This is a genomic window from Caulobacter sp. GW821-FHT12A07 (assembly GCF_058807655.1).
The window spans coordinates 1-17,826 of sequence record NZ_JBXAQX010000018.1 but is presented as its reverse complement, the minus strand read 5'-3'; the positions used below and the strand labels follow the sequence as shown (position 1 = coordinate 17,826).

The window sequence follows — 17,826 nt, the reverse complement described above, 5'->3', positions numbered from 1 at the left end:
TCAGATAATTGCGTTATGCGTTAAATATTGCGTCCCAACGCAATAGGAGGCGCGCATGGCCCGCCTGACCTCGGCCCTCTGCTACAAGGATCCCAAGGCCGCCCTCAAATGGCTGGAGGCCGCGTTCGGCTTCGAGCTGGTGCTGCTGATCGAAGACGGCGAGGGCAATCTCGCGCATTCGCAGATGACGTTCGGCGAGGCCCACGTGATGGTCGGCAACGAGTGGAGCGCCGACCACGCCAGCCCCGCCTCGCTGGGCGGCAAGAACACCCAGACGGTGCACATCCATATCGACGAGGACGTCGACGACCACTGCCAGCGCGCCCGCGCCGCCGGGGCCGAGATCCTCGCCGAGCCGGAGACCCAGTTCTACGGCGACCGCACCTATCGCTGCCGCGACCCCGAGGGCCACATCTGGACCGTGGGCCAGACCGTCCAGGCCGTCACCCGCGAGGAGGCCGAGGCCGCCACCGGCCTGAAGATCCAGGGCTGGGCGTGAGCCCCGACGACTTCCGTCGTCTCGCCTTGGCCCTGCCTGGCGTGGTCGAGGGCGCGCACATGGGCACGACCGACTTCCGCGTCGGCCGGATCTTCGCCACCCTCGGCTATCCCGACGCCCGCCATGGCATGGTGCAGCTGACGCCCGACCTGCAGGCGATGCTGGTAGCCGCTGAGCCGGCCGCCTTCGTTCCGGTGAAGGGCGGCTGGGGCCTGAAGGGGGCGACCAATGTCGTGCTCGAGGCCATAGACGAGCCGACCCTGAGGAGCGCCCTGGAGCAGGCCTGGCGGCTGAAGGCCGGCAAGCGGCTGGTCGCCGAACTGGACGCGGCCCGGTGAGCATCGACCGCACCCTGGCGGCGCTGGCGGACCCGCACCGTCGCCGCACGGTCGAGCTGCTGGCCGACGGTCCGCGCCGGGCGGGCGAGCTGGCCGACGCCCTGGGCCTGTCGCCGCCGGCCATGAGCCGCCACCTGCGCACGCTGCGGCAGGCGGAACTGGTCATGGAGAGCCATCCGCCGTTCGACGCCCGGGTGAGGGTCTACGCCCTGAAGCCCGGTCCCATGGCCGAGCTCAAGGCCTGGGCCGGTGCGGCCGAGGCTCTGTGGAGCGACCAGTTGCTGTCGCTGAAGGCTCACCTGGAGACGGAAGGGTGAGCGCCCGCATCCTCGTGGCCCTGCGCATCAAGGCCGCGCCGGCTCGGGTGTTCGATGCCTTCGTCGGCGAGATCGGCGCCTGGTGGCGGCCCAACCCGCTGTTCTCGTTCACCCCGCGCTCGCCCGGCGTGCTGGCCTTCGAGGGGCAAGGGGAGGGCGCGCGCCTGGTCGAGCGCCTGGCCTCGGGCAAGGCCTTCGAGATCGGCCGTGTCCGCGTCTGGACGCCGGGCGAGCGGCTGGTGTTCGGCTGGCGTCAGGCCGCCTTCGCCCCCGGCATGGACACCGAGGTCGAGGTCCGCTTCGAACCCGTCGGCGAAGAGACCCGCGTCACCGTCGAGCACCGCGGCTGGGAAACGGTGCCCGCCGAGCACGTGGCCCGCCATGGTTTTCCGGATCAGCTGTTCCTGCTGCGTCACGGCCAGTGGTGGACGGGGCTGCTGGAGGGGTTGGCTGGGCATATCCACCCGTAAAATCCCCGCGAAAGCGGGGACCCAGGCTTTTTCTGAAACGCGTGGCGCTCGACGACAAAACACCTGGGTCCCCGCTTTCGCGAGGATTTTACGGAGAGAAGACCGGGGCTTCAGCCCTTGCCGACTATCCGCCACGCGGTCAAAGATCCCGCCCCTCGGGAGGTCCCATGTCCGAACCCATCGCCCATCCGGCCCGCAAGGCGGCCCTGGGCTTCATCTTCATCACCGCCCTGATGGACGTGCTGTCGCTGGGACTGATGATCCCGGTGCTGCCCAGCCTGGTGAAGTCCATGGCCGGCGGCCGCACCGATGACGCCGCCCAGTGGACCGCCGCCTTCGGCATGGTCTGGGGCGTGATGCAGTTCGTCTGCTCGCCGATCCTGGGCATGCTGTCCGACCGCTACGGCCGCCGGCCGGTGATCCTGATCTCGATCTTCGGCCTGGGGATCGACTACATCTTCATGGCCCTGGCCCCGACCCTGTGGTGGCTGTTCCTCGGCCGGATCATCCACGGGGCGACGGCGGCCAGCTTCTCGGCGGCCGGCGCCTATATCGCCGACGTCACGCCGGAGAAGGGCCGGGCCAAGGCCTTCGGCCTGATCGGCGCGGCCTGGAGCGCGGGGTTCATCGTCGGCCCGGCGCTCGGGGGGCTGCTGGGCAAGATCGACCTGCACCTGCCGTTCTGGGTGGCGGCCGGCATGGCGCTGCTGAACTGGCTGTACGGCCTGCTGGTGCTGCCCGAATCCCTGCCGCCCGAGCGCCGCGTGGCCCGCTTCGACTGGACCAAGGCCAATCCGGTCGGCTCGCTGAAGCTGCTGGGCTCGCATCCCGACCTGCCGCGCCTGGGCGTGGTCAGCTTCCTGATGCAGCTGGCCCACAACGCCTATCCCAGCATCTTCGTGCTCTACACCGGCTATCGCTACGGCTGGGACACCGCCCAGATCGGCCTGCTGATGATGCTGTCGGGCGTGCTGGGCGTCATCGTCCAGGCCGTGCTGATCGGGCCGATCGTCGATCGCCTGAAGGAGCGCGGGGCGGTGATCGCGGGCCTGGTCTGCTTCGTCGTCTCGTTCGGGATCTTCGCCTTCGCCCCGACCGGCTGGATCTTCGCCTCGGGCCTGGCCGTCAGCGCCTTCTCGGCCCTGATCCAGCCTGGCCTCATGGGCATGATGACCAAGCGCGTCGGCCCCAGCGAGCAGGGCCAGCTGCAGGGCGCCAACTCGGCCATCATGGGCCTGACCGCCATCGTCGGGCCGGTGCTCTACGGCCTGACCCTGGCCTTCGCCGTGCGCCACGAGCAGACCCTGCACCTGCCGGGCCTGCCGCTGGTCATCGCCGGCCTGCTGGCCCTGGGCGGCCTGGCCGTGATCCTGCGCACGCGCCGCGCCCGTCCGCTGGCGGTCGGGGAACCCGGCCTTGATCCCGCGCGCTGAAGGCCTTGAATGCGCCCGAAACCTTCGCTGTTTAGGGGCGAACAAACGCGTCCGCTCGCCTTTCGAGCGGTCGCGTCCTGAAGACTGACGGAGTCACCGACTTGTCCAAGCCCGCCCTTCGCGTCCTGATCCCGACCCTGGCCCTGCTGGCCGCCTGCTCGGATCCGGCCTCGCGCAGCCAGGCCCAGTCCATCCCCGACCTCGCCCAGCCGACCCGCAAGTCGCCGACTGATCCGGTGTCGATGAAGGCCTCCTTCGCCCCGGTGGTGAAGAAGACGGCCCCGGCCATCGTCAACGTCGCCAGCCGCCGCGTCGTGCGCCAGCAGGCCGATCCGTTCTGGGACTTCTTCATGGGCGGTCGTGGCGGCGCGCCCCGCTCGCAGGTGCAGGGCTCGCTCGGCTCGGGGGCCATCGTTCGCGCCGACGGGGTGATCATCACCAATCACCACAACATCGAGAACATGAGCGACATCACCGTGCAGCTCGCCGACCGGCGCGAGTTCCCCGCCACGGTGCTGCTCGACGACCCGCGTTCGGACCTGGCCGTCCTGAAGATCGACACCAAGGGCGAGCGCCTGCCCACCATCGCCATCGACGACCAAGAGCAGCTCGAGGTCGGCGACCTCGTTTTGGCCATGGGCAACCCGTTCGGCGTCGGCCAGACCGTCACCAACGGCATCGTCTCGGCCCTGGCCCGCACCGACGTCGGCGCGGCCGAGTTCGGCAGCTACATCCAGACCGACGCGGCCATCAATCCGGGCAATTCGGGCGGTCCGCTGGTCGACATGGACGGCGACCTGATCGGGGTGAACACCTTCATCATCTCGCGTTCGGGCTCGTCCAGCGGCGTCGGCTTCGCCATCCCGGCCGCCGTGGTGCGCCAGGTGGTCTCGACCGCGCTCGGCGGCGCTCACAGCGTCGTGCGGCCGTGGCTGGGCGTGCGCGGCCAGCCGGTCACCGGTGAGATCGCCAAGGGCCTGGGCATGTCCACCCCGCGCGGCGTGCTGATCTCCGACGTCTATCCCGGCGCCTCGGCCGACAAGGGCGGCGTCAAGGAAGGCGACGTCATCCTGTCGATCGACGGCCAGCCGGTGAACGACGAGGGCGGCGGCGCCTTCGCCATCGGCACCCACAAGATCGGCGACCGCGTGCCGGTGGTCGTCCGCCGGGGCGACCGCGAGCAGACCCTGACCGTCCGCGCCGAGGCCGCGCCCGAAATCCCGGCCAAGGACGAGCGCACCCTGACGGGCCGCAACCCCTTCGAGGGCGCGACGGTGATGAACCTGTCGCCGGCCGCCGCCCAGGACGTCGGCGCCGACGCCTTTTCCGGCAAGGGCGTGCTGGTCACCAAGGTCGGCCAGGGCTTCGCGTTGAACGCCGGCCTGCGTCCCGGCGACTTCGTGCGCGAGGTCAACGGCAAGGCTGTCAACACCACCGCCGACCTGGCCGCCGCGATCCGCAACGAGACGGCCACCTGGACCGTCGTCATCGAGCGGGGCGGCCAGCGCATCTCGGCCCGTTTCCGCACCTGATCCGGCCGCGACCCTCTCCCTTCGGGGAGAGGGTTTCCGCTGACCGCGGAACCCCCTAAACCTCTTCCCATGTCCGATCTCTTCCAAGCCGCCGGCATCGCGCCCCATGCGCCCGCGCCGCTGGCCGACCGCCTGCGTCCCCAGAGCCTCGAAGAGGTGGTGGGCCAGGAGCACCTGCTCGGCCCAGACGGCCCGATCGGCCGGATGGCGGCGGCCCATCGCCTGGCCTCGATGATCCTCTGGGGGCCGCCCGGCACCGGCAAGACCACCATCGCCCGCCTGCTGGCCAAGGCCGGCGGCTACGAGTTCATGCAGATCTCGGCCGTCTTCTCCGGCGTCGCCGACCTGAAGAAGGCCTTCGAGCAGGCCCGCATGCGCCGCCAGGCCGGTCAGTCCACCCTGTTGTTCGTCGATGAGATCCACCGCTTCAACCGCGCCCAGCAGGACGGTTTCCTGCCGTTCGTGGAGGAGGGGATCGTCACCCTGGTTGGCGCGACGACCGAAAACCCCTCGTTCGAGCTCAACGGCGCTCTGTTGTCGCGGGCCCAGGTGTTCGTGCTCAAGCGCCTGGACGAGACGGCGCTGGAAAGCCTGCTTGCGAAAGCCGAAGCCGCCGAGAACCGCAAGTTGCCGGTTGATGCCGAGGCTCGCCAGGTGCTGATCGCCATGGCCGACGGCGATGGCCGCTACCTGCTGACCCTGACCGAGACCCTGCTGTCGATCGGCACGGACACGCCGCTGAACCCGACCCAGCTGGGCCAACTGCTCCAGAAGCGCCGCCCGGCCTACGACAAGGACCGCGAAGAGCACTACAACCTCATCTCGGCCCTGCATAAGTCGGTGCGCGGCTCCGATCCGGACGCGGCTCTCTACTGGCTGGCGCGAATGCTCGAGGGCGGGGAAGACCCGCTGTTCATCGCCCGCCGCCTGGTGCGCATGGCCTCGGAAGACATCGGTGCGGCCGATCCGCTCAGCTTGCTTCTGACCACCGCGGCGAAAGACGCCTACGACTTCCTCGGTTCGCCGGAAGGCGAGCTCGCCCTGGCCCAGGCCGTGGTCCATATGGCCAGCGCGCCCAAGTCCAACGCCGTCTACAGCGCCTACAAGGCCGCCCGCCGCGCGGCCAAGGAGACCGGCAGCCTGATGCCGCCGTCCCATATCCTCAACGCGCCCACCAAGCTGATGAAGACCCTCGGCTATGGCGACGGCTACGCCTACGACCACGACGTCGAGGGCGGCGTCTCGGGCCAGAACTACTTCCCCGACGGCATGGCCCGCCCGAAGTTCTACGAGCCCAAGCCGATCGGCGCCGAGGCCAAGGTCAAGGACCGCCTCGACCACTGGAACCAGCTGCGCCGGGGCGGCAAGTGAAGTTCAGTCCTTCGGCCCGGGCGTTCGCCCTGGCGTCCGTTCTGCTGCTGGCGGCCGGCGTGGTGCTGCTATGGCTGGCCGCGATCACGCCCTGGCACACGGATTCCGACGCCTATTTTCGCGACCTGAACGCCCTGCGCGCGACGGTTTACCCAGACTATCCGGAAGGTCGGGCGAATTTCGAGGGCGCCACCGAGCGTTTCCAGGCCCTTCAGGAAGCCTACGCCACCCACAAGTGGCTTTACGCGGATCTCGCCTATCTGAGCTTGGCGCTGGGGGGCCTTTCGACGATCGTCACGGCTCTGGTCGCGCGCTACGGCGCGCGCCTGCTGCGCACCCAGCGCAAGGTGTTGATCGTGCTGGGCATGGCGGTCCTGGCTCTGACCGCCACCTTGACCGGACTGATCGCCATGCCGCTGCACTATCTTCATCGCGAGCAGGTTCCGGAGTGGTCGGACTCGATCGGCATCCCGCTGGCCAGCGCTGTCGCCAGCATGATCACGATCGGCCCGGTCGTCCTCGTGCTGGTGCTTGCGCCGCTGATCTTCCGCCGCCGCGTCGCTGGACCCGTGCTGACGCTGGGGCGGCGACCCTACTGGGCGTCCATCCTGGTCAGCCTAGTCTACGCCCTGCCGATCGCCTTCGCCCTGTTCCTCGTCATCTGCGCCTTTTCGCCAGGCGGCTGGGCCCTGACGCCGGCCGGTCTTCTGCTGTTGTGGCTGTTCCTCAACGCCCGCGCCCTCTGGATAGCGCCTGAGGAGGGCGTCGCATGAGCAAACCGCCCCGCCGTCCGCCCGCCGCGCCCAAGCCCAAGGCCTCCGATAGCCCGATAGAGCTGACGCCGGACGAGATCGCCTTCACGCGCTCGCTGGTGATCCACGAGGACGACAGCATCTTCGTGCTCAACAAGCCCGCCGGTCTCTCCAGCCAGGGCGGCCGCATCAAGGCCCACACGCTGGACGACCTGCTGTGGGCGCTGGCCCGCCGCGACCGGCCGCGCCCGCGCCTGATCCATCGCCTGGACCGCGACACCTCGGGCGTGATCCTCACCGCCCGCACCAAGCCGGCGGCGACCTTCCTGGGCAAGGCGCTGATGGGCAAGCGCTTCCGCAAGACCTATCTCGCCATCGTCGCGCCCGGCGCGCCCGAGCCGCGCGGCGGCCAGATCGACAAGGCCCTGCGCCGCGAATCCATCGGCCGCGAGGCCTATATGCGGGTCTGCGAGGACGACCATCCCGACGCGGAAAACGCCCGCAGCCGCTATCGCACCCTGGCCGCCAACGCCCAGGCCGCGCTGGTCGAGCTTTCCCCCGACACCGGCCGGATGCACCAGCTGCGCGTCCACATGGCCTCGATCGGCCGGCCTATCGCCGGCGACAGCCGCTACGGCGGCGCGCTGATGCTGGCCGGCGCGCCGGTGCCGCGGCTGATGCTGCACGCCGCGCGGCTGGTGTTCCCGCACCCCGAAGGCGGCGAACGACGGATCGAGGCGGAGATCCCCGACGACATGAAGGTGGTGCTGGAAAAGCTGGACTTGGCGCTGCCGGAACGCTGAACTTGGCCGAGCCGTTTGAGAGGCAAGGGAGAAACGCCATGAAGTCCGCCCGCCTCGTCTGCGTCCTCGCCGCCAGCGCCCTGGTCCTGGGGGCCTGCGCCACCGCCAAGCCCACCGTCTACCGGCCGCAGGCCGCCGCCACCGACGTCGGCTTCGCCCAGTACAAGATGGAGGAGGGGCGCTATCGCGTGACCTTCCGCGGCGGCCCCGGCGCGCCGGCCGGCCAGGTCACCGACTACGCCCTGCTGCGGGCGGCCGAGCTGGCCCTGGCCGACGGCTACAGCTGGTTCCGCGTCGCCGACCGCATCACCCAGTCGACGGGTGGCGGGGGCGGCCCGACCTTCTCGGTCGGCGCCGGTTCGGGCAGCTATGGCCGCCGCTCCGGCGTCGGCCTGGGCCTTGGCACCAGCTTCAACCTCGGTCCCGGCCCGGCGCTCAGCACCACGCTGGAAGTCGTGTTCGGCAAGGGCCCGCGCCCGCCGGGCGAGGCCTACGACGCCCAGAGCGTGGTCAACACCATCGGCAAGGGCATGGGCCGGGTCTGAACCCACTCATATCCGTACCCCGCTTTCGCAGGGGGGGCGGAAAACGGATCAGGCCGCCACGCGCGCCGCGTAGGGGTGGGCCGCGCGCAGCGAGGCGTGACTGAGGCCGGCGGTCTCGGCGGCGGCGAAATAGCCTTCCGCCGGCAGGCCCTGCAGCGAAACCATCGGCGCCAGGCCGCGGGCCTCGCGACCAAAGGCCATGATGTCGGCGGCGATCTTCTCGGCCGGTCCGCTCAGGTCGCAGGCGTCCAGGGTCAGCCCCGCCAGGCGGGCGTCGCGTAGGTGCTTGAAGGCTTCCTTGTCCGGCGGCACGCGGGCGACGACGCCGCGGGTCAGGGCCTTCAGCAGGCCGACCACTTCCAGCAGACGCCCGGCGGGCGTGCCGCGGGTCACGTCCACAAGTTCGATCATCACCCCGCCGCGCAGCAGGGCCAGCGACAGGCCCGAGGTGCCGGTCAGCAGGTCGCGGCCGCGCTGGGTGCCCAGGGTGCGGAACGAGGCCGGCAACACCAGGTCGGGGCGCTCGTTGCCTTGGGCGGCCTTGGCGAAGGCCGCGCCGTAGCGCAGCGTCGCCTCGTCGATGAAGGCGATGTCCTTGTCGGCCAGCTTGGTGATCGCCCGTCCGCTGATCGAGCGGCCGGTGCCCAGGTGGGTGACGATCGGCTCGACACGGATGGCGGTGGTGACGTTGCGGCGCAGGCCGATCACGTGCTCCAGCGCGAAGTCGACCCGCAGGGCCGCGCCGCCGCTGGTGGTGAAGGCCACGGGCGTGCGGCGCATCTCGTCGCTGACGTCCATGTCCGTGCGGAACGGCGAGCGCTCGGAGTCGCGGCGCGCGCGGGCGGCCAGCACGACGGATGGATCGATGGTGCGGCAGACGACGCCGCCGGCCTCGACCCCGATCACCGAGCGCACGCCGATGTCGCGCAGCTCGGCCGCGCCCAGCAGGTGGGTCAGCACGTCCTCGAGGATGCGGACGCTGGCGGCCTGGGCCGACAGGCCCTGGTCGTTGTGGGTGGCGATCAGGAAGTCGTCCTCGCTGACCCGTCCCCGCAGGTCGGCGCGGTCGAGATGTTCGTTCAGCTTGCGCTCGACATAGGTCCAGACGTCGGTGCGCTTGTGCTCCCACCAGTCGCCGGCCCAGCGGCGGATGGCCTTGATGCTGATCACGTTGACCGAGCCGCGACCGATCAGGTCGGAGCTGGCCAGCCGGTTCAGCATCGCCGGCGGCAGGGCCAGGCGTTCGGTCGTGTCGTCCTTGGGAGGCAGGGAGGCGGGCATCGGACCGTGGGATTCGCGGGAGGAGATCAGAGATTGACCTGCTCGCCCTTAACCTCCGGTGCAGGAAGAGGGTTTAGGTCGTCTTTACCTTGTCTTCAAAGCCTTGCCCGGCAAGGCCCCGCTTGGTTCCGGACGCGTTAATCCTCGACGATGTCGGGGATGGCGAAAGTGACCGGGATCAGGCAGCCCTTCTGGCCCCAGACCGAGCGGTCGGGGCGGGCCTTGTACAGCATGCTGCGGGCCGCCAGGCCGAAGGTCTCCACGGGCTGGGCGCCCAGGATCTCGATCGGCCAGATCCGGCCCTCGGGCGTGATGTCGAACTGCAGCAGCGCCCAGCCCTCGACCCGCTCGCGGGCGAACGGCACGGGATAGGCCTTGTCGAGCGAGAGGTTCAGGGCCGCGCGCTCGACGCGGCAGGCGATCTGAGGCTTGGTGATCGGCTTGGTCAGGGTGCGGGGAGGCGCATCGGTCGGCCGGGGGCGGGCGGCCTGCACGCCGTAGCAGCCCTTCACCGGCTTGCCCGACTGGAAGCGGGACTCGGCGATCGCGAAGGCGGCCTGGTCGGCCAGCACGGGATCGCCGCCCTGGGCCGCGATCCGCACGTTGCGCACCACGCCCTCGGCGTCGATGTCGTAGAGCACGCCGGCCCAGGCGCCGGCGAAATCGCGGTCGTCGAACCGGCGCAGGTCGGGATAGCTGATCAGGGCCGGCGCGCGGCGAGGGGCCTTGCCGCAGTCGCCACGGGCAGAGAGGGCGGCGCGCACCACGGGCGAGGCCTCGCGCTTCCGCGTCGCTACGTGCTCCAGCAGGATGGCCGTCGTCGCCTTGGCCAGGGGCGTGAAGGTCTGCGGAACCTCGAGGCGACAACCGGCCGCCGCCTGGCCGGGCGCGAAGCGCCAGCGGGCGAAGCTGGCGATCAGGTTCTGGTCGGCCTGGGCGTTCGGAGCCCGGCGGATGTCGATCGGCGCGCCCTTGGCGTCGACCGCGAAGACGAGGGCGCTGGCCGGCTGATCGCCCGACGAGGGCTTCGCGCCGGAAGCGACGTAGCGGACATTGACGTCCGGGTGGAACGGCGCGCTCTCGATCACGCGCACGTCGCGCCCCTCGCAGCGGATCACCGAAGGCGGCGGGCCGTAGGTCTGGATCCGGGTCAGCGGCGCCAGGCTGGCGGGCGTGGGCAGGGGCGGTGTCAGCGGCGGAGGCGGCGGGGCCGAACCTTTCGGCGCCACCACGCCTTGCGTGACGGCGCCTTGCGCGAGGACGGGCGTGGCGCACAGCGCCAGGGCCAGTGCGAGGAACTTGCGCATACCATCTCCGCGAGAGTTAACGCGGCGACGCTAAGCGTGGCTGTCACCCAAGGTCAAGCCGGCCTTGGCGTTCGCACCTTGGCGTTCAGGGCCTGTCGGCGCATAAGGGGCCCATGACCAAGGTGCTTCTCGTCGCCGTGGGCGGCGCCGCCGGCTCCGTCGCCCGCTATCTCGTGGGAACGGCCGCGCTGCGCTGGATCGGACCGGGCTGGCCCTGGGGCACCCTGACCGTGAACCTGGTCGGCGGCTTCCTGATGGGCATGCTGACCGGCTGGCTGGCTTTCCGCTCGGCCGGCCAGCAGGAAACCTTCCGGGTGCTGCTCGGAACCGGGGTCCTCGGGGGCTTCACCACCTTTTCGGCCTTCTCGCTGGAGACCGCGCTCATGATCGAGAAGCGCGCCTACGGCTCGGCCTTCACCTATACCGCCGTCAGCGTCGTGTTCGCCGTGACGGCCCTTTTCGCGGGCCTTTATCTCGCCCGCAGGATGTTCGCATGAAAGAAGTTCGCACCATCTACGTCGATGGGGGCGAGGACGGGGTCCGCCTCGACCGTTGGTTCAAGCGCCGCTGGCCGCACCTGAACCACGTCCAGCTCAACAAGCTGTTCCGCTCGGGCCAGGTCCGGGTCGACGGCTCGCGCGCCAAGGCCGACACCAAGCTGGCGGCCGGCAGCCAGATCCGCGTGCCGCCGCTGCCCGACGCGCCCGATCCGGCCGACAAGGGCAAGCTGTCGGCGCGCGACATCGCCTACGCCCGCTCGCTGGTGCTCTACGAGGACGAGGACGTCCTGGCGCTGAACAAGCCCGCCGGCCTGGCCGTGCAGGGCGGCACCAAGACCACCAAGCACATCGACAAGCTGCTCAGCGCCTGGGGCGAGGGCGTCAACCGTCCGCGCCTCGTGCACCGCCTCGACCGCGACACCTCCGGCGTGCTGCTGCTGGGCAAGACCCCCAGCGCCGCCGCCCGCCTCTCGGGCGCCTTCGCCAAGCGCAAGGCTCAGAAGACCTACTGGGCGATCGTCGTCGGCAATCCGCACCCGACCGAGGGCGTCATCGAGCTGCACCTGGCCAAGCGCGGCGTCAACGACCGCGAGATCGTCGTGCCCGCCGACCCGAAGGACAAGGACGCCTCGCCGGCCGAGACCGAGTTCGTCACCATCAGCCGCGCCGGCCCGCGCGTCAGCTTCATGGCCCTGCGCCCGCACACCGGCCGCACCCACCAGCTGCGCGCCCACATGAAGGCCATCGGCCACCCGATCCTGGGCGATCCCAAGTACGGCGATGAGAAGTCGGCCCAGCTGTCGGAAGGGCTGAAGCTGCAGCTGCACGCCCGCTCGATCCTGCTGCCGCACCCCAGCGCCGGCATGCTGCACATCGAGGCTCCGCTGAGCCCCGAGATGCAGGCGGGCTTCGCCAAGTTCGGCTTCTCCGAGGACGAGGCCGAGCAGAACCCCTTCGCCCGGCGCCAAACCAAGCGGCGATGAACCAAAACCTCGTTCAGCAGGCCTGGGATCTCCTGGGCCGAGGCCGCGCTGACCAGGCCGCCGCCCTGACGGCGGAGGGCGCCGCGCGCGCCACCGCCATGCCGGGCCTGCTGATCGTCCACGCCGCCGCGCTGAAGGGCCTGGGGCGCCACGGCGAGGCCCTGCCGTTCAACGAACGCGCCGCCCGCGCCGCGCCTCAGGACCGCCTGGCCTGGTACAATCTGGCCGCCACCAACGGTGATCTTGGCCGTCAGGCCGAAGCCGAAGCCGCCGTGCGCAAGGCCATGGCCCTGGGCCTCGACGCGCCAGAGGCCTGGCTGGTCCTGGCCCGCGCCATCCAGTTCCAGCACCGCTACGACGAGGCCGAGGCGGCCTTCCAGGCGGCGATCGCCCGCCGCGCCGCCTTCGTCGACGCCCACCGGGATCTGGCGCAGCTGCGCTGGATGCGGACGGCTGATCTCGACCACGCGCTCGCGCCGCTGAAGGCCGTGCTGAGCGGGCAATCCGACCCGCGCCTGCTGCACGTCCAGGCCCTGGTCGAGGAGTTCGCCGGCAAGCTGCCCCAGGCGCTCGACACCCTGCGCGGCGGCCTGCGTCGTCATCCGGGCGACATCCACCTGCTGCTGACCGCCGCTCACGCCGCCGCCGAACTGGGCGACAGCGCCGAGGGCCTGGCCCACGCCCAGGCGGCCGCCCGCCTGGCCCCGAACGCCGCTCCCGTGCTCAAGGCCCTGGCCGAGGCGCTGCTGGCGGCCGGCGACGCGGCCGGCGCATCCTCGGCGGCGGGGGCGGTGGTGGCCGCCTTGCCCTATGACCAGCACGCCCTGGCCTTGCAGGCGACGGCCTGGCGGATCCTGGGCGATCCCCGCTACGGCGGCCTCTACGACTACGACGCCTTCGTGCGGCCCTACATCCTGCCGACGCCGCAGGGTTGGCCCGACCTCGACAGCTTCCTGGCCGACCTGCGCAAGCGTCTGGGCCAGCTGCACGACCTGGAGACCCATCCCTTGCAGCAGTCGCTGCGCGGCGGCGCCCAGGTGCAGTCGCTGCATTCCTCGCCCGAGCCGCTGTTCCAGGCCTTCTTCGCCAGCGCCCGCGCCAGCGTCGAGCGCTACGCCGCCGAGATCGGGGAGGGGAGCGATCCGCTCCGCGTCCGCCGCACCGCCGCCGCCGCCATCCAGGGCGGCTGGTCGGTCAGCCTCAAGCCCAACGGCTTCCACACCGACCACGTCCACCCGCAGGGCTGGGTGTCGTCGGCCTTCTACATCGACCTGCCACCGGGCGTGGACGACGCGAGCAAGCGCGAAGGCTGGATCAAGTTCGGCCAACCCGGCTGCGCCACGGCGCCGAAGCTGGCGGCCGAGCACGCGGTGAAGCCGGCGCCGGGGACCCTGGTGCTGTTCCCGTCCTACATGTGGCACGGCACCGTGCCGTTCACCGGCGACACGCGGCGGCTGACCATGGCCTTCGACGCGGTTCCTGGTTAGGGAACCTCCCCCTCTGGGGGAGGCGGCCGAAGGCCGGTGGGGGGCCGTTCTCAGCTTTCGCTGTATTCGAAAGCCCGCACCCACACCCCCCACCGATCGCTGCGCGATCGCCTCCCCCAGAGGGGGAGGTTCGCTAAACCAACCCCGTAACCGCCTTAGCCCCCGCGCTATCCGCGAACACCTTGCGCTCCACCGCCGCCCGATCCACCCCCAGGTGATCCACCAGCACGCCCTTGAACAGGCCGCGCATGTCCAGCGTCGGGGCCACGTCGCGGTTCTCGAACAGGGCGGTTTCCTTCAGCGTCGGCCAGTCGCCGATGATCCCGCCGGGCTTCAGGCCGCCGCCGAGCACCAGGGCGGTCGAGGCCGTGCCGTGGTCGGTGCCGCCGGTGCCGTTGACCCGGGCGGTGCGGCCGAACTCGGTGGCGGCGACCACCACCGTGTCCTTCCAGTCCGGACCCAGTCCCTCGTGCAGGCCGTCGAGCACGGCGTCCAGATAGGCCAGCCGCGTGGCGATCTGGCCGGGCTGGCCGGCGTGGGTGTCGAAGCCGTCCAGCGACAGGGCGGCGATCTGCGGGCCGTCGGCCTGGCGCATGAAGCCGGCCAGGGTCGAACCCAGCTTGCGCGCCGCTTCGCGACCCTGGCGGTTGTCGGCGGGACGGCCGCCCGGCGCGTTCATGGCGGGGGCGTTGGCCGGCGCCATGCCGCCAGCGGTGGTCGGGGCAGGGGCCATGGCGGTCATCGCCGCCTGGGCCATGGCCTCGGTCTCCAGCCCGCGCGCGAAGGCGGGGCCGAGCAGGGCGTCGCCCTTGTAGAGGTCCTGCAGCAGGGTGGGCAGGCGCGCGGTCTCGTCGACGCCCTTGCCCGGCGACCAGCTGGCCGCCTGCACCGGGCCGCGCAGGATCAGCGGCGCCGTGCCGCCGACCGACAGGGCCTCGGTCTTGCCCGGCCCCATGACCTGCAAGGTGCGGTTCAGCCAGCCGCTGTCGGCGCCGTAGACCTTGGCCTCGCCGGTCTCCAGCACGTCCTGGGCCTCGAAGTGCGAACGGGCGCGGTCGGGCGTGGCGATGGCCGGGGCGATCCGCGCCTGGCCTTTCAGCGCCAGAGCGTGGACGGCGGTCAGCGACGGATGCAGGCCGAAGGTCCCGTCCAGCTTCAGCGCCTCTTCCGGCTTCATCGCGATGGCCCCGCGCAGGGCGGCGTAGTCCGGATCGCCCACCGGCGGGGCGACCGACATTCCGTCCATGCCGCCGCGACAGACCACGACGATCAGCTTCTTGGTCCCGCTTGCGGCGTGGGCCTGTCGTCCGACGAAGCTGACGGCCACGCCCAGGCTGGCGGCCGCGGCCAGGAACGAACGACGCGAGGAGGAGGGCGAGGCAGCGGTCATCGGCGTTGGAACTCCGGACTCATCACCAGCAGGGCGAAGGCTTCGCGGCGCGTCTCGGCGCGGGCGACGGCGCGGGCCGTGGGCTCGCTCAATCGCGCCCCCAGCGCCGAGCGCGCCAGGGCGTCGGGATCGCGGGTGTCGGCGACGGCCGAGGCGAAGCCCTGAGCCCACTGCATGCGCTTGATCAGCCCGTCGGGCGAGGCCCAGGCCTGGGCCTCCTCGGGCCAGCCCTTGGGCGAGGGTGGGGTGAACGGCTTCTGGTTCAGGCTGGTCAGGATCGGGTTCAGCTTCTCGATCTTCTCCGGCCGGCCGCCCACGGCCCTCCAGGTCGAGACCACGAACTCGTAGGGCGTCTTGATCTTGGCCGCATCAGGATCCCAGGCCTCCGGGGCCTCGATCAGGGCCTGCGCCACCTCATCCAGCCGCCCGCCGGTGTCCATCCAGCGCTTCTCCAGCCGCGCGACCAGGGCCGGCGGCGGATCGTCGGCGACGAAGTGGCGGGCCAGCTTGCCGCAGACGTGGCGGGCGGTGCGCCGGTCGCTCGCCAGCGCCTTGAGCACCGCCAGCCCCTGGCCCTCGCCGTCCTCGGCGTAGCGCGCACCCAGGATGCTCCGCTGGCCCGGCTCGTGGGCGTTGACGCGGAACAGGAAGGCGCCGGCGTCGGGGTCCTGCGCCCGGCCGATGCTGAAGCCGGTCAGGGCGCGGGCGAACTCGGTGACGTCGGCCTGGGCGTAGCCGCCGTCGACGCCGATGGTGTGCAGCTCCAGGATCTCGCGCGCCAGGTTCTCGTTCAGCCCGACCCGCCGATTATTGCCGCGCCCCGCCGCCCGGCTGGTCGGGCCGATCGACTGGGCCTGGTCCAGATAGGTCAGCATGGCCGGATGGGTGCTGGAGGCGACCAGCAGGTCCTCGAAGCGTCCGAACACGTTGGGCCGGATCGCCTCGCGCTCGAACGGCCCGATCATCACCGCCGTCTGCTGCTTGGTGGCCGAGACCGTGAAGTGGTTGGCGAAGAACAGAGCCCAGCGCTCGCGAAAGCCCGCCGGGGTGTCGCAGGCCAGCTGGGCGCGGGAGAGAAAGTCGTCGCTGGTCTTGTCGCGCAGATAGCGCTGGGCGTCCTTCTGGGCCTGCTGCAGGGCGTCGCGGCCGGGCTTGGCGTCGACCAGCGGGATCGGCTTCATGCCGTCCTCGCCCTTGATCGCCCGCGTCTCCTGGCGCATGGCGCGCCGCTCCATGCGGTAGTCGGCGAAGGCGGCGAAGCGTGTGGCGGCGCTGTCGCCGTCGCCTTGCGGCAGGTCGGCGCCCTCGCGGCGGATCTGGTCGGTAAGGAACCCCTTGGGATCGCTTCGCGCCGCGTCGATCTCGCCCGGTCGCGCGCCCATCCCGAAGCGGGTGGCGGCCAGGGCGGCCATCAGGTCCTTGGAAGGCGGGCTCAAGGCGGCTCTCCCTTGCGGTCTGGCTTGCAGTCCAGTTGGCGATCGCTCATTCAACGCGGCGGCGACGCTCTTGCTTCGCCCCTATCCAAGAAATGAGCCTTTCCCGTGTCCGACAAGCCCGACCTGATCGACAAGCCGCGCCGCTTCTACAAGGCCGCGACCGCCGGCGAGGCCAAGGACGGCGCTTATCCGGTGCTGCTCGACGGCCGCACGCCCAAGTCGCCGCAGAAGAAGCCGCTGGCCCTGCCGACCCTGGCCCTGGCCCAGGTCGTCGCCGGCGAGTGGGAGGCCCAGGAAAAGGTCATCGATTCCACGGCCATGCCGGCCACGCGCCTGGCCTTCACCGCCATCGACCGCATCGCCGAAACCCGGGCCGAGGTCGCCCGCGAGGTCGCCGCCTACGCCGGCTCGGACCTCTTGTGCTATCGCGCCGATGGCCCCACGCCCCTGATCGAACGCCAGGAGCGCGAATGGGGCGCCATGCTCGACTGGGCCAAGGCCGAGCACGGCGTGGCGCTGACGCCGGTCACCGGCGTCATCCACGCGCCGCAGCCGCCGGCCACCCTGGCCACGGTCGAGGCCCTGGCCCTGACCCTGGACGACTTCAGCCTGACGGGCGTGGCCTACGCCGCCGGCCTGCTGGGCTCCACGGTGCTGGCCCTGGCCCTGCGCGCCGGCCGCGTCACCGGCCAGAAGGCGCTGGATCTCTCCCGCCTCGACGAGATCTATCAGGCCGAGCAGTGGGGCGACGACCACGAGGCCGTGACCCGCGCCGCCAACCTGGCCATCGAGGCGGCCGCGCTAGAGCGGTGGTTCGCCGCCCTGCGACGGTGAGAAGTTTCCTCGTCTACGTCCTGGCCGCGGCTTGCGAGATCGGCGGCTGCTTTGCCTTCTGGACCTGGCTGCGGCAGGGCCGTTCGGCGCTGTGGGCCATCCCCGGCGTCCTGGCCCTGATCGCCTTCGCCTGGCTGCTGACCAAGGTCGAGGCCGACGCCGCCGGCCGGGCCTTCGCGGCCTATGGCGGGATCTACATCCTGTCGTCCATCGTCTGGATGCGGACGGTCGAGCAGGTGCGTCCCGACCGCTGGGACCTGATCGGGGCGGTGGTCTGCCTCGCCGGCGCGGCGATCATCCTGTTTGGACCGAGAGGCGCCTGAAGGCTGCGCCTTGCCAGCCCCGCCGGGGCTCTTTACGCCTTTGGGTTCCAGTCCCTGCTTGGAGCCCACGACCTTGCAACACATCCTCGAAGAGCTGGATCGTCGTCGTGAGCAGGCCCGCGCCGGCGGCGGCGAGCGCCGTGTCGCGGCCCAGCACGCCAAGGGCAAGCTGACGGCCCGCGAGCGGATCGACCTGTTGCTCGACGAGGACTCGTTCGAGGAGTT

Annotated in this window: 20 protein-coding genes; 16 read left to right on the top strand and 4 right to left on the bottom strand. The window is 71.0% G+C overall.

Going from position 1 to position 17,826, the window contains the following annotated elements; all coding sequences use genetic code 11:
• Positions 1-55: 55 nt before the first annotated feature.
• The 10 genes from AC1RRS_RS24280 to AC1RRS_RS24235 all read left to right on the top strand — a co-directional run bounded on the left by AC1RRS_RS24280 (position 56) and on the right by AC1RRS_RS24235 (position 8,060).
• Positions 56-499 (top strand): VOC family protein, encoded by a 444-nt coding sequence (locus AC1RRS_RS24280; protein ID WP_492857435.1) that lies wholly within the window; start codon positions 56-58, stop codon positions 497-499.
• The gene (locus AC1RRS_RS24275; protein WP_492857434.1) at positions 496-837 is read left to right on the top strand and encodes an MmcQ/YjbR family DNA-binding protein; all 342 of its coding nucleotides are present in this window, start codon (positions 496-498) and stop codon (positions 835-837) included. Before AC1RRS_RS24280 ends, AC1RRS_RS24275 begins: the two co-directional genes overlap by 4 nt.
• Positions 834-1,154 (top strand): ArsR/SmtB family transcription factor, encoded by a 321-nt coding sequence (locus tag AC1RRS_RS24270; protein ID WP_492857433.1) that lies wholly within the window; start codon positions 834-836, stop codon positions 1,152-1,154. The genes AC1RRS_RS24275 and AC1RRS_RS24270 overlap by 4 nt, the downstream gene beginning before the upstream one ends.
• The gene (locus tag AC1RRS_RS24265; protein WP_492857432.1) at positions 1,151-1,624 is read left to right on the top strand and encodes an SRPBCC domain-containing protein; all 474 of its coding nucleotides are present in this window, start codon (positions 1,151-1,153) and stop codon (positions 1,622-1,624) included. Before AC1RRS_RS24270 ends, AC1RRS_RS24265 begins: the two co-directional genes overlap by 4 nt.
• Positions 1,625-1,791: 167 nt before the next feature.
• The gene (locus AC1RRS_RS24260) at positions 1,792-3,057 is read left to right on the top strand and encodes a TCR/Tet family MFS transporter (RefSeq protein ID WP_492857431.1); all 1,266 of its coding nucleotides are present in this window, start codon (positions 1,792-1,794) and stop codon (positions 3,055-3,057) included.
• 101 nt (positions 3,058-3,158) lie between these two features.
• Entirely contained in the window at positions 3,159-4,589 is a 1,431-nt protein-coding gene (locus AC1RRS_RS24255) for a Do family serine endopeptidase (RefSeq protein ID WP_487289627.1), read from the top strand.
• 69 nt (positions 4,590-4,658) lie between these two features.
• Positions 4,659-5,960 (top strand): replication-associated recombination protein A, encoded by a 1,302-nt coding sequence (locus tag AC1RRS_RS24250; RefSeq protein WP_492857430.1) that lies wholly within the window; start codon positions 4,659-4,661, stop codon positions 5,958-5,960.
• Positions 5,957-6,733: a hypothetical protein gene (locus tag AC1RRS_RS24245; RefSeq protein WP_492857429.1), complete on the top strand. Its 777-nt coding sequence runs from the start codon at positions 5,957-5,959 to the stop codon at positions 6,731-6,733. The genes AC1RRS_RS24250 and AC1RRS_RS24245 overlap by 4 nt, the downstream gene beginning before the upstream one ends.
• Positions 6,730-7,515 (top strand): RluA family pseudouridine synthase, encoded by a 786-nt coding sequence (locus tag AC1RRS_RS24240; protein ID WP_492857428.1) that lies wholly within the window; start codon positions 6,730-6,732, stop codon positions 7,513-7,515. The genes AC1RRS_RS24245 and AC1RRS_RS24240 overlap by 4 nt, the downstream gene beginning before the upstream one ends.
• Before the next feature lie 38 nt (positions 7,516-7,553).
• Positions 7,554-8,060 carry a CC0125/CC1285 family lipoprotein gene (locus AC1RRS_RS24235; RefSeq protein ID WP_487289630.1) on the top strand — a complete coding sequence of 169 codons (507 nt, stop codon included), beginning with the start codon at positions 7,554-7,556 and terminating at the stop codon, positions 8,058-8,060.
• 48 nt (positions 8,061-8,108) lie between these two features.
• On the opposite strand, the gene AC1RRS_RS24230 is transcribed toward AC1RRS_RS24235, so the two are convergent.
• Both AC1RRS_RS24230 and AC1RRS_RS24225 read right to left on the bottom strand, forming a co-directional pair.
• The gene (locus AC1RRS_RS24230) at positions 8,109-9,341 is read right to left on the bottom strand and encodes a hypothetical protein (RefSeq protein WP_492857427.1); all 1,233 of its coding nucleotides are present in this window, start codon (positions 9,339-9,341) and stop codon (positions 8,109-8,111) included.
• 137 nt (positions 9,342-9,478) lie between these two features.
• Complete coding sequence (locus AC1RRS_RS24225; protein ID WP_492857426.1) at positions 9,479-10,648, bottom strand: hypothetical protein; 1,170 nt, start codon at positions 10,646-10,648, stop codon at positions 9,479-9,481.
• A gap of 113 nt (positions 10,649-10,761) precedes the next feature.
• Between AC1RRS_RS24225 and crcB the strand changes: the two genes are divergently transcribed.
• From crcB to AC1RRS_RS24210, 3 genes are read left to right on the top strand one after another with little or no spacing between them, the layout of a single operon-like run.
• Positions 10,762-11,145 carry a fluoride efflux transporter CrcB gene (gene crcB, locus AC1RRS_RS24220; protein ID WP_110118190.1) on the top strand — a complete coding sequence of 128 codons (384 nt, stop codon included), beginning with the start codon at positions 10,762-10,764 and terminating at the stop codon, positions 11,143-11,145.
• The gene (locus tag AC1RRS_RS24215) at positions 11,142-12,131 is read left to right on the top strand and encodes an RluA family pseudouridine synthase (RefSeq protein ID WP_110118191.1); all 990 of its coding nucleotides are present in this window, start codon (positions 11,142-11,144) and stop codon (positions 12,129-12,131) included. The genes crcB and AC1RRS_RS24215 overlap by 4 nt, the downstream gene beginning before the upstream one ends.
• Positions 12,128-13,618: a putative 2OG-Fe(II) oxygenase gene (locus AC1RRS_RS24210; protein ID WP_492857425.1), complete on the top strand. Its 1,491-nt coding sequence runs from the start codon at positions 12,128-12,130 to the stop codon at positions 13,616-13,618. Before AC1RRS_RS24215 ends, AC1RRS_RS24210 begins: the two co-directional genes overlap by 4 nt.
• Positions 13,619-13,751: 133 nt before the next feature.
• Here the strand turns inward: AC1RRS_RS24210 and AC1RRS_RS24205 are convergent, their stop codons facing one another.
• Together AC1RRS_RS24205 and AC1RRS_RS24200 are read right to left on the bottom strand one after the other, a co-directional pair.
• On the bottom strand, positions 13,752-15,008 hold the full coding sequence (locus AC1RRS_RS24205; RefSeq protein WP_492857424.1) for a DUF1501 domain-containing protein: 1,257 nt from the start codon (positions 15,006-15,008) through the stop codon (positions 13,752-13,754).
• Positions 15,005-16,444 carry a DUF1800 domain-containing protein gene (locus tag AC1RRS_RS24200; RefSeq protein WP_492857423.1) on the bottom strand — a complete coding sequence of 480 codons (1,440 nt, stop codon included), beginning with the start codon at positions 16,442-16,444 and terminating at the stop codon, positions 15,005-15,007. The genes AC1RRS_RS24205 and AC1RRS_RS24200 overlap by 4 nt, the downstream gene beginning before the upstream one ends.
• A 105-nt stretch (positions 16,445-16,549) precedes the next feature.
• On the opposite strand from AC1RRS_RS24200, the gene AC1RRS_RS24195 reads away from it, so the two are divergent.
• The 3 genes from AC1RRS_RS24195 to AC1RRS_RS24185 form a co-directional block, all read left to right on the top strand.
• Complete coding sequence (locus AC1RRS_RS24195; protein WP_492857422.1) at positions 16,550-17,278, top strand: ATP12 family chaperone protein; 729 nt, start codon at positions 16,550-16,552, stop codon at positions 17,276-17,278.
• Positions 17,275-17,601, top strand: coding sequence for a YnfA family protein (locus tag AC1RRS_RS24190; RefSeq protein ID WP_492857421.1), 327 nt, complete (start codon positions 17,275-17,277; stop codon positions 17,599-17,601). The genes AC1RRS_RS24195 and AC1RRS_RS24190 overlap by 4 nt, the downstream gene beginning before the upstream one ends.
• Positions 17,602-17,674: 73 nt before the next feature.
• The coding region (locus AC1RRS_RS24185; RefSeq protein WP_492857446.1) for a carboxyl transferase domain-containing protein at positions 17,675-17,826 on the top strand (152 nt) is incomplete at its 3' end.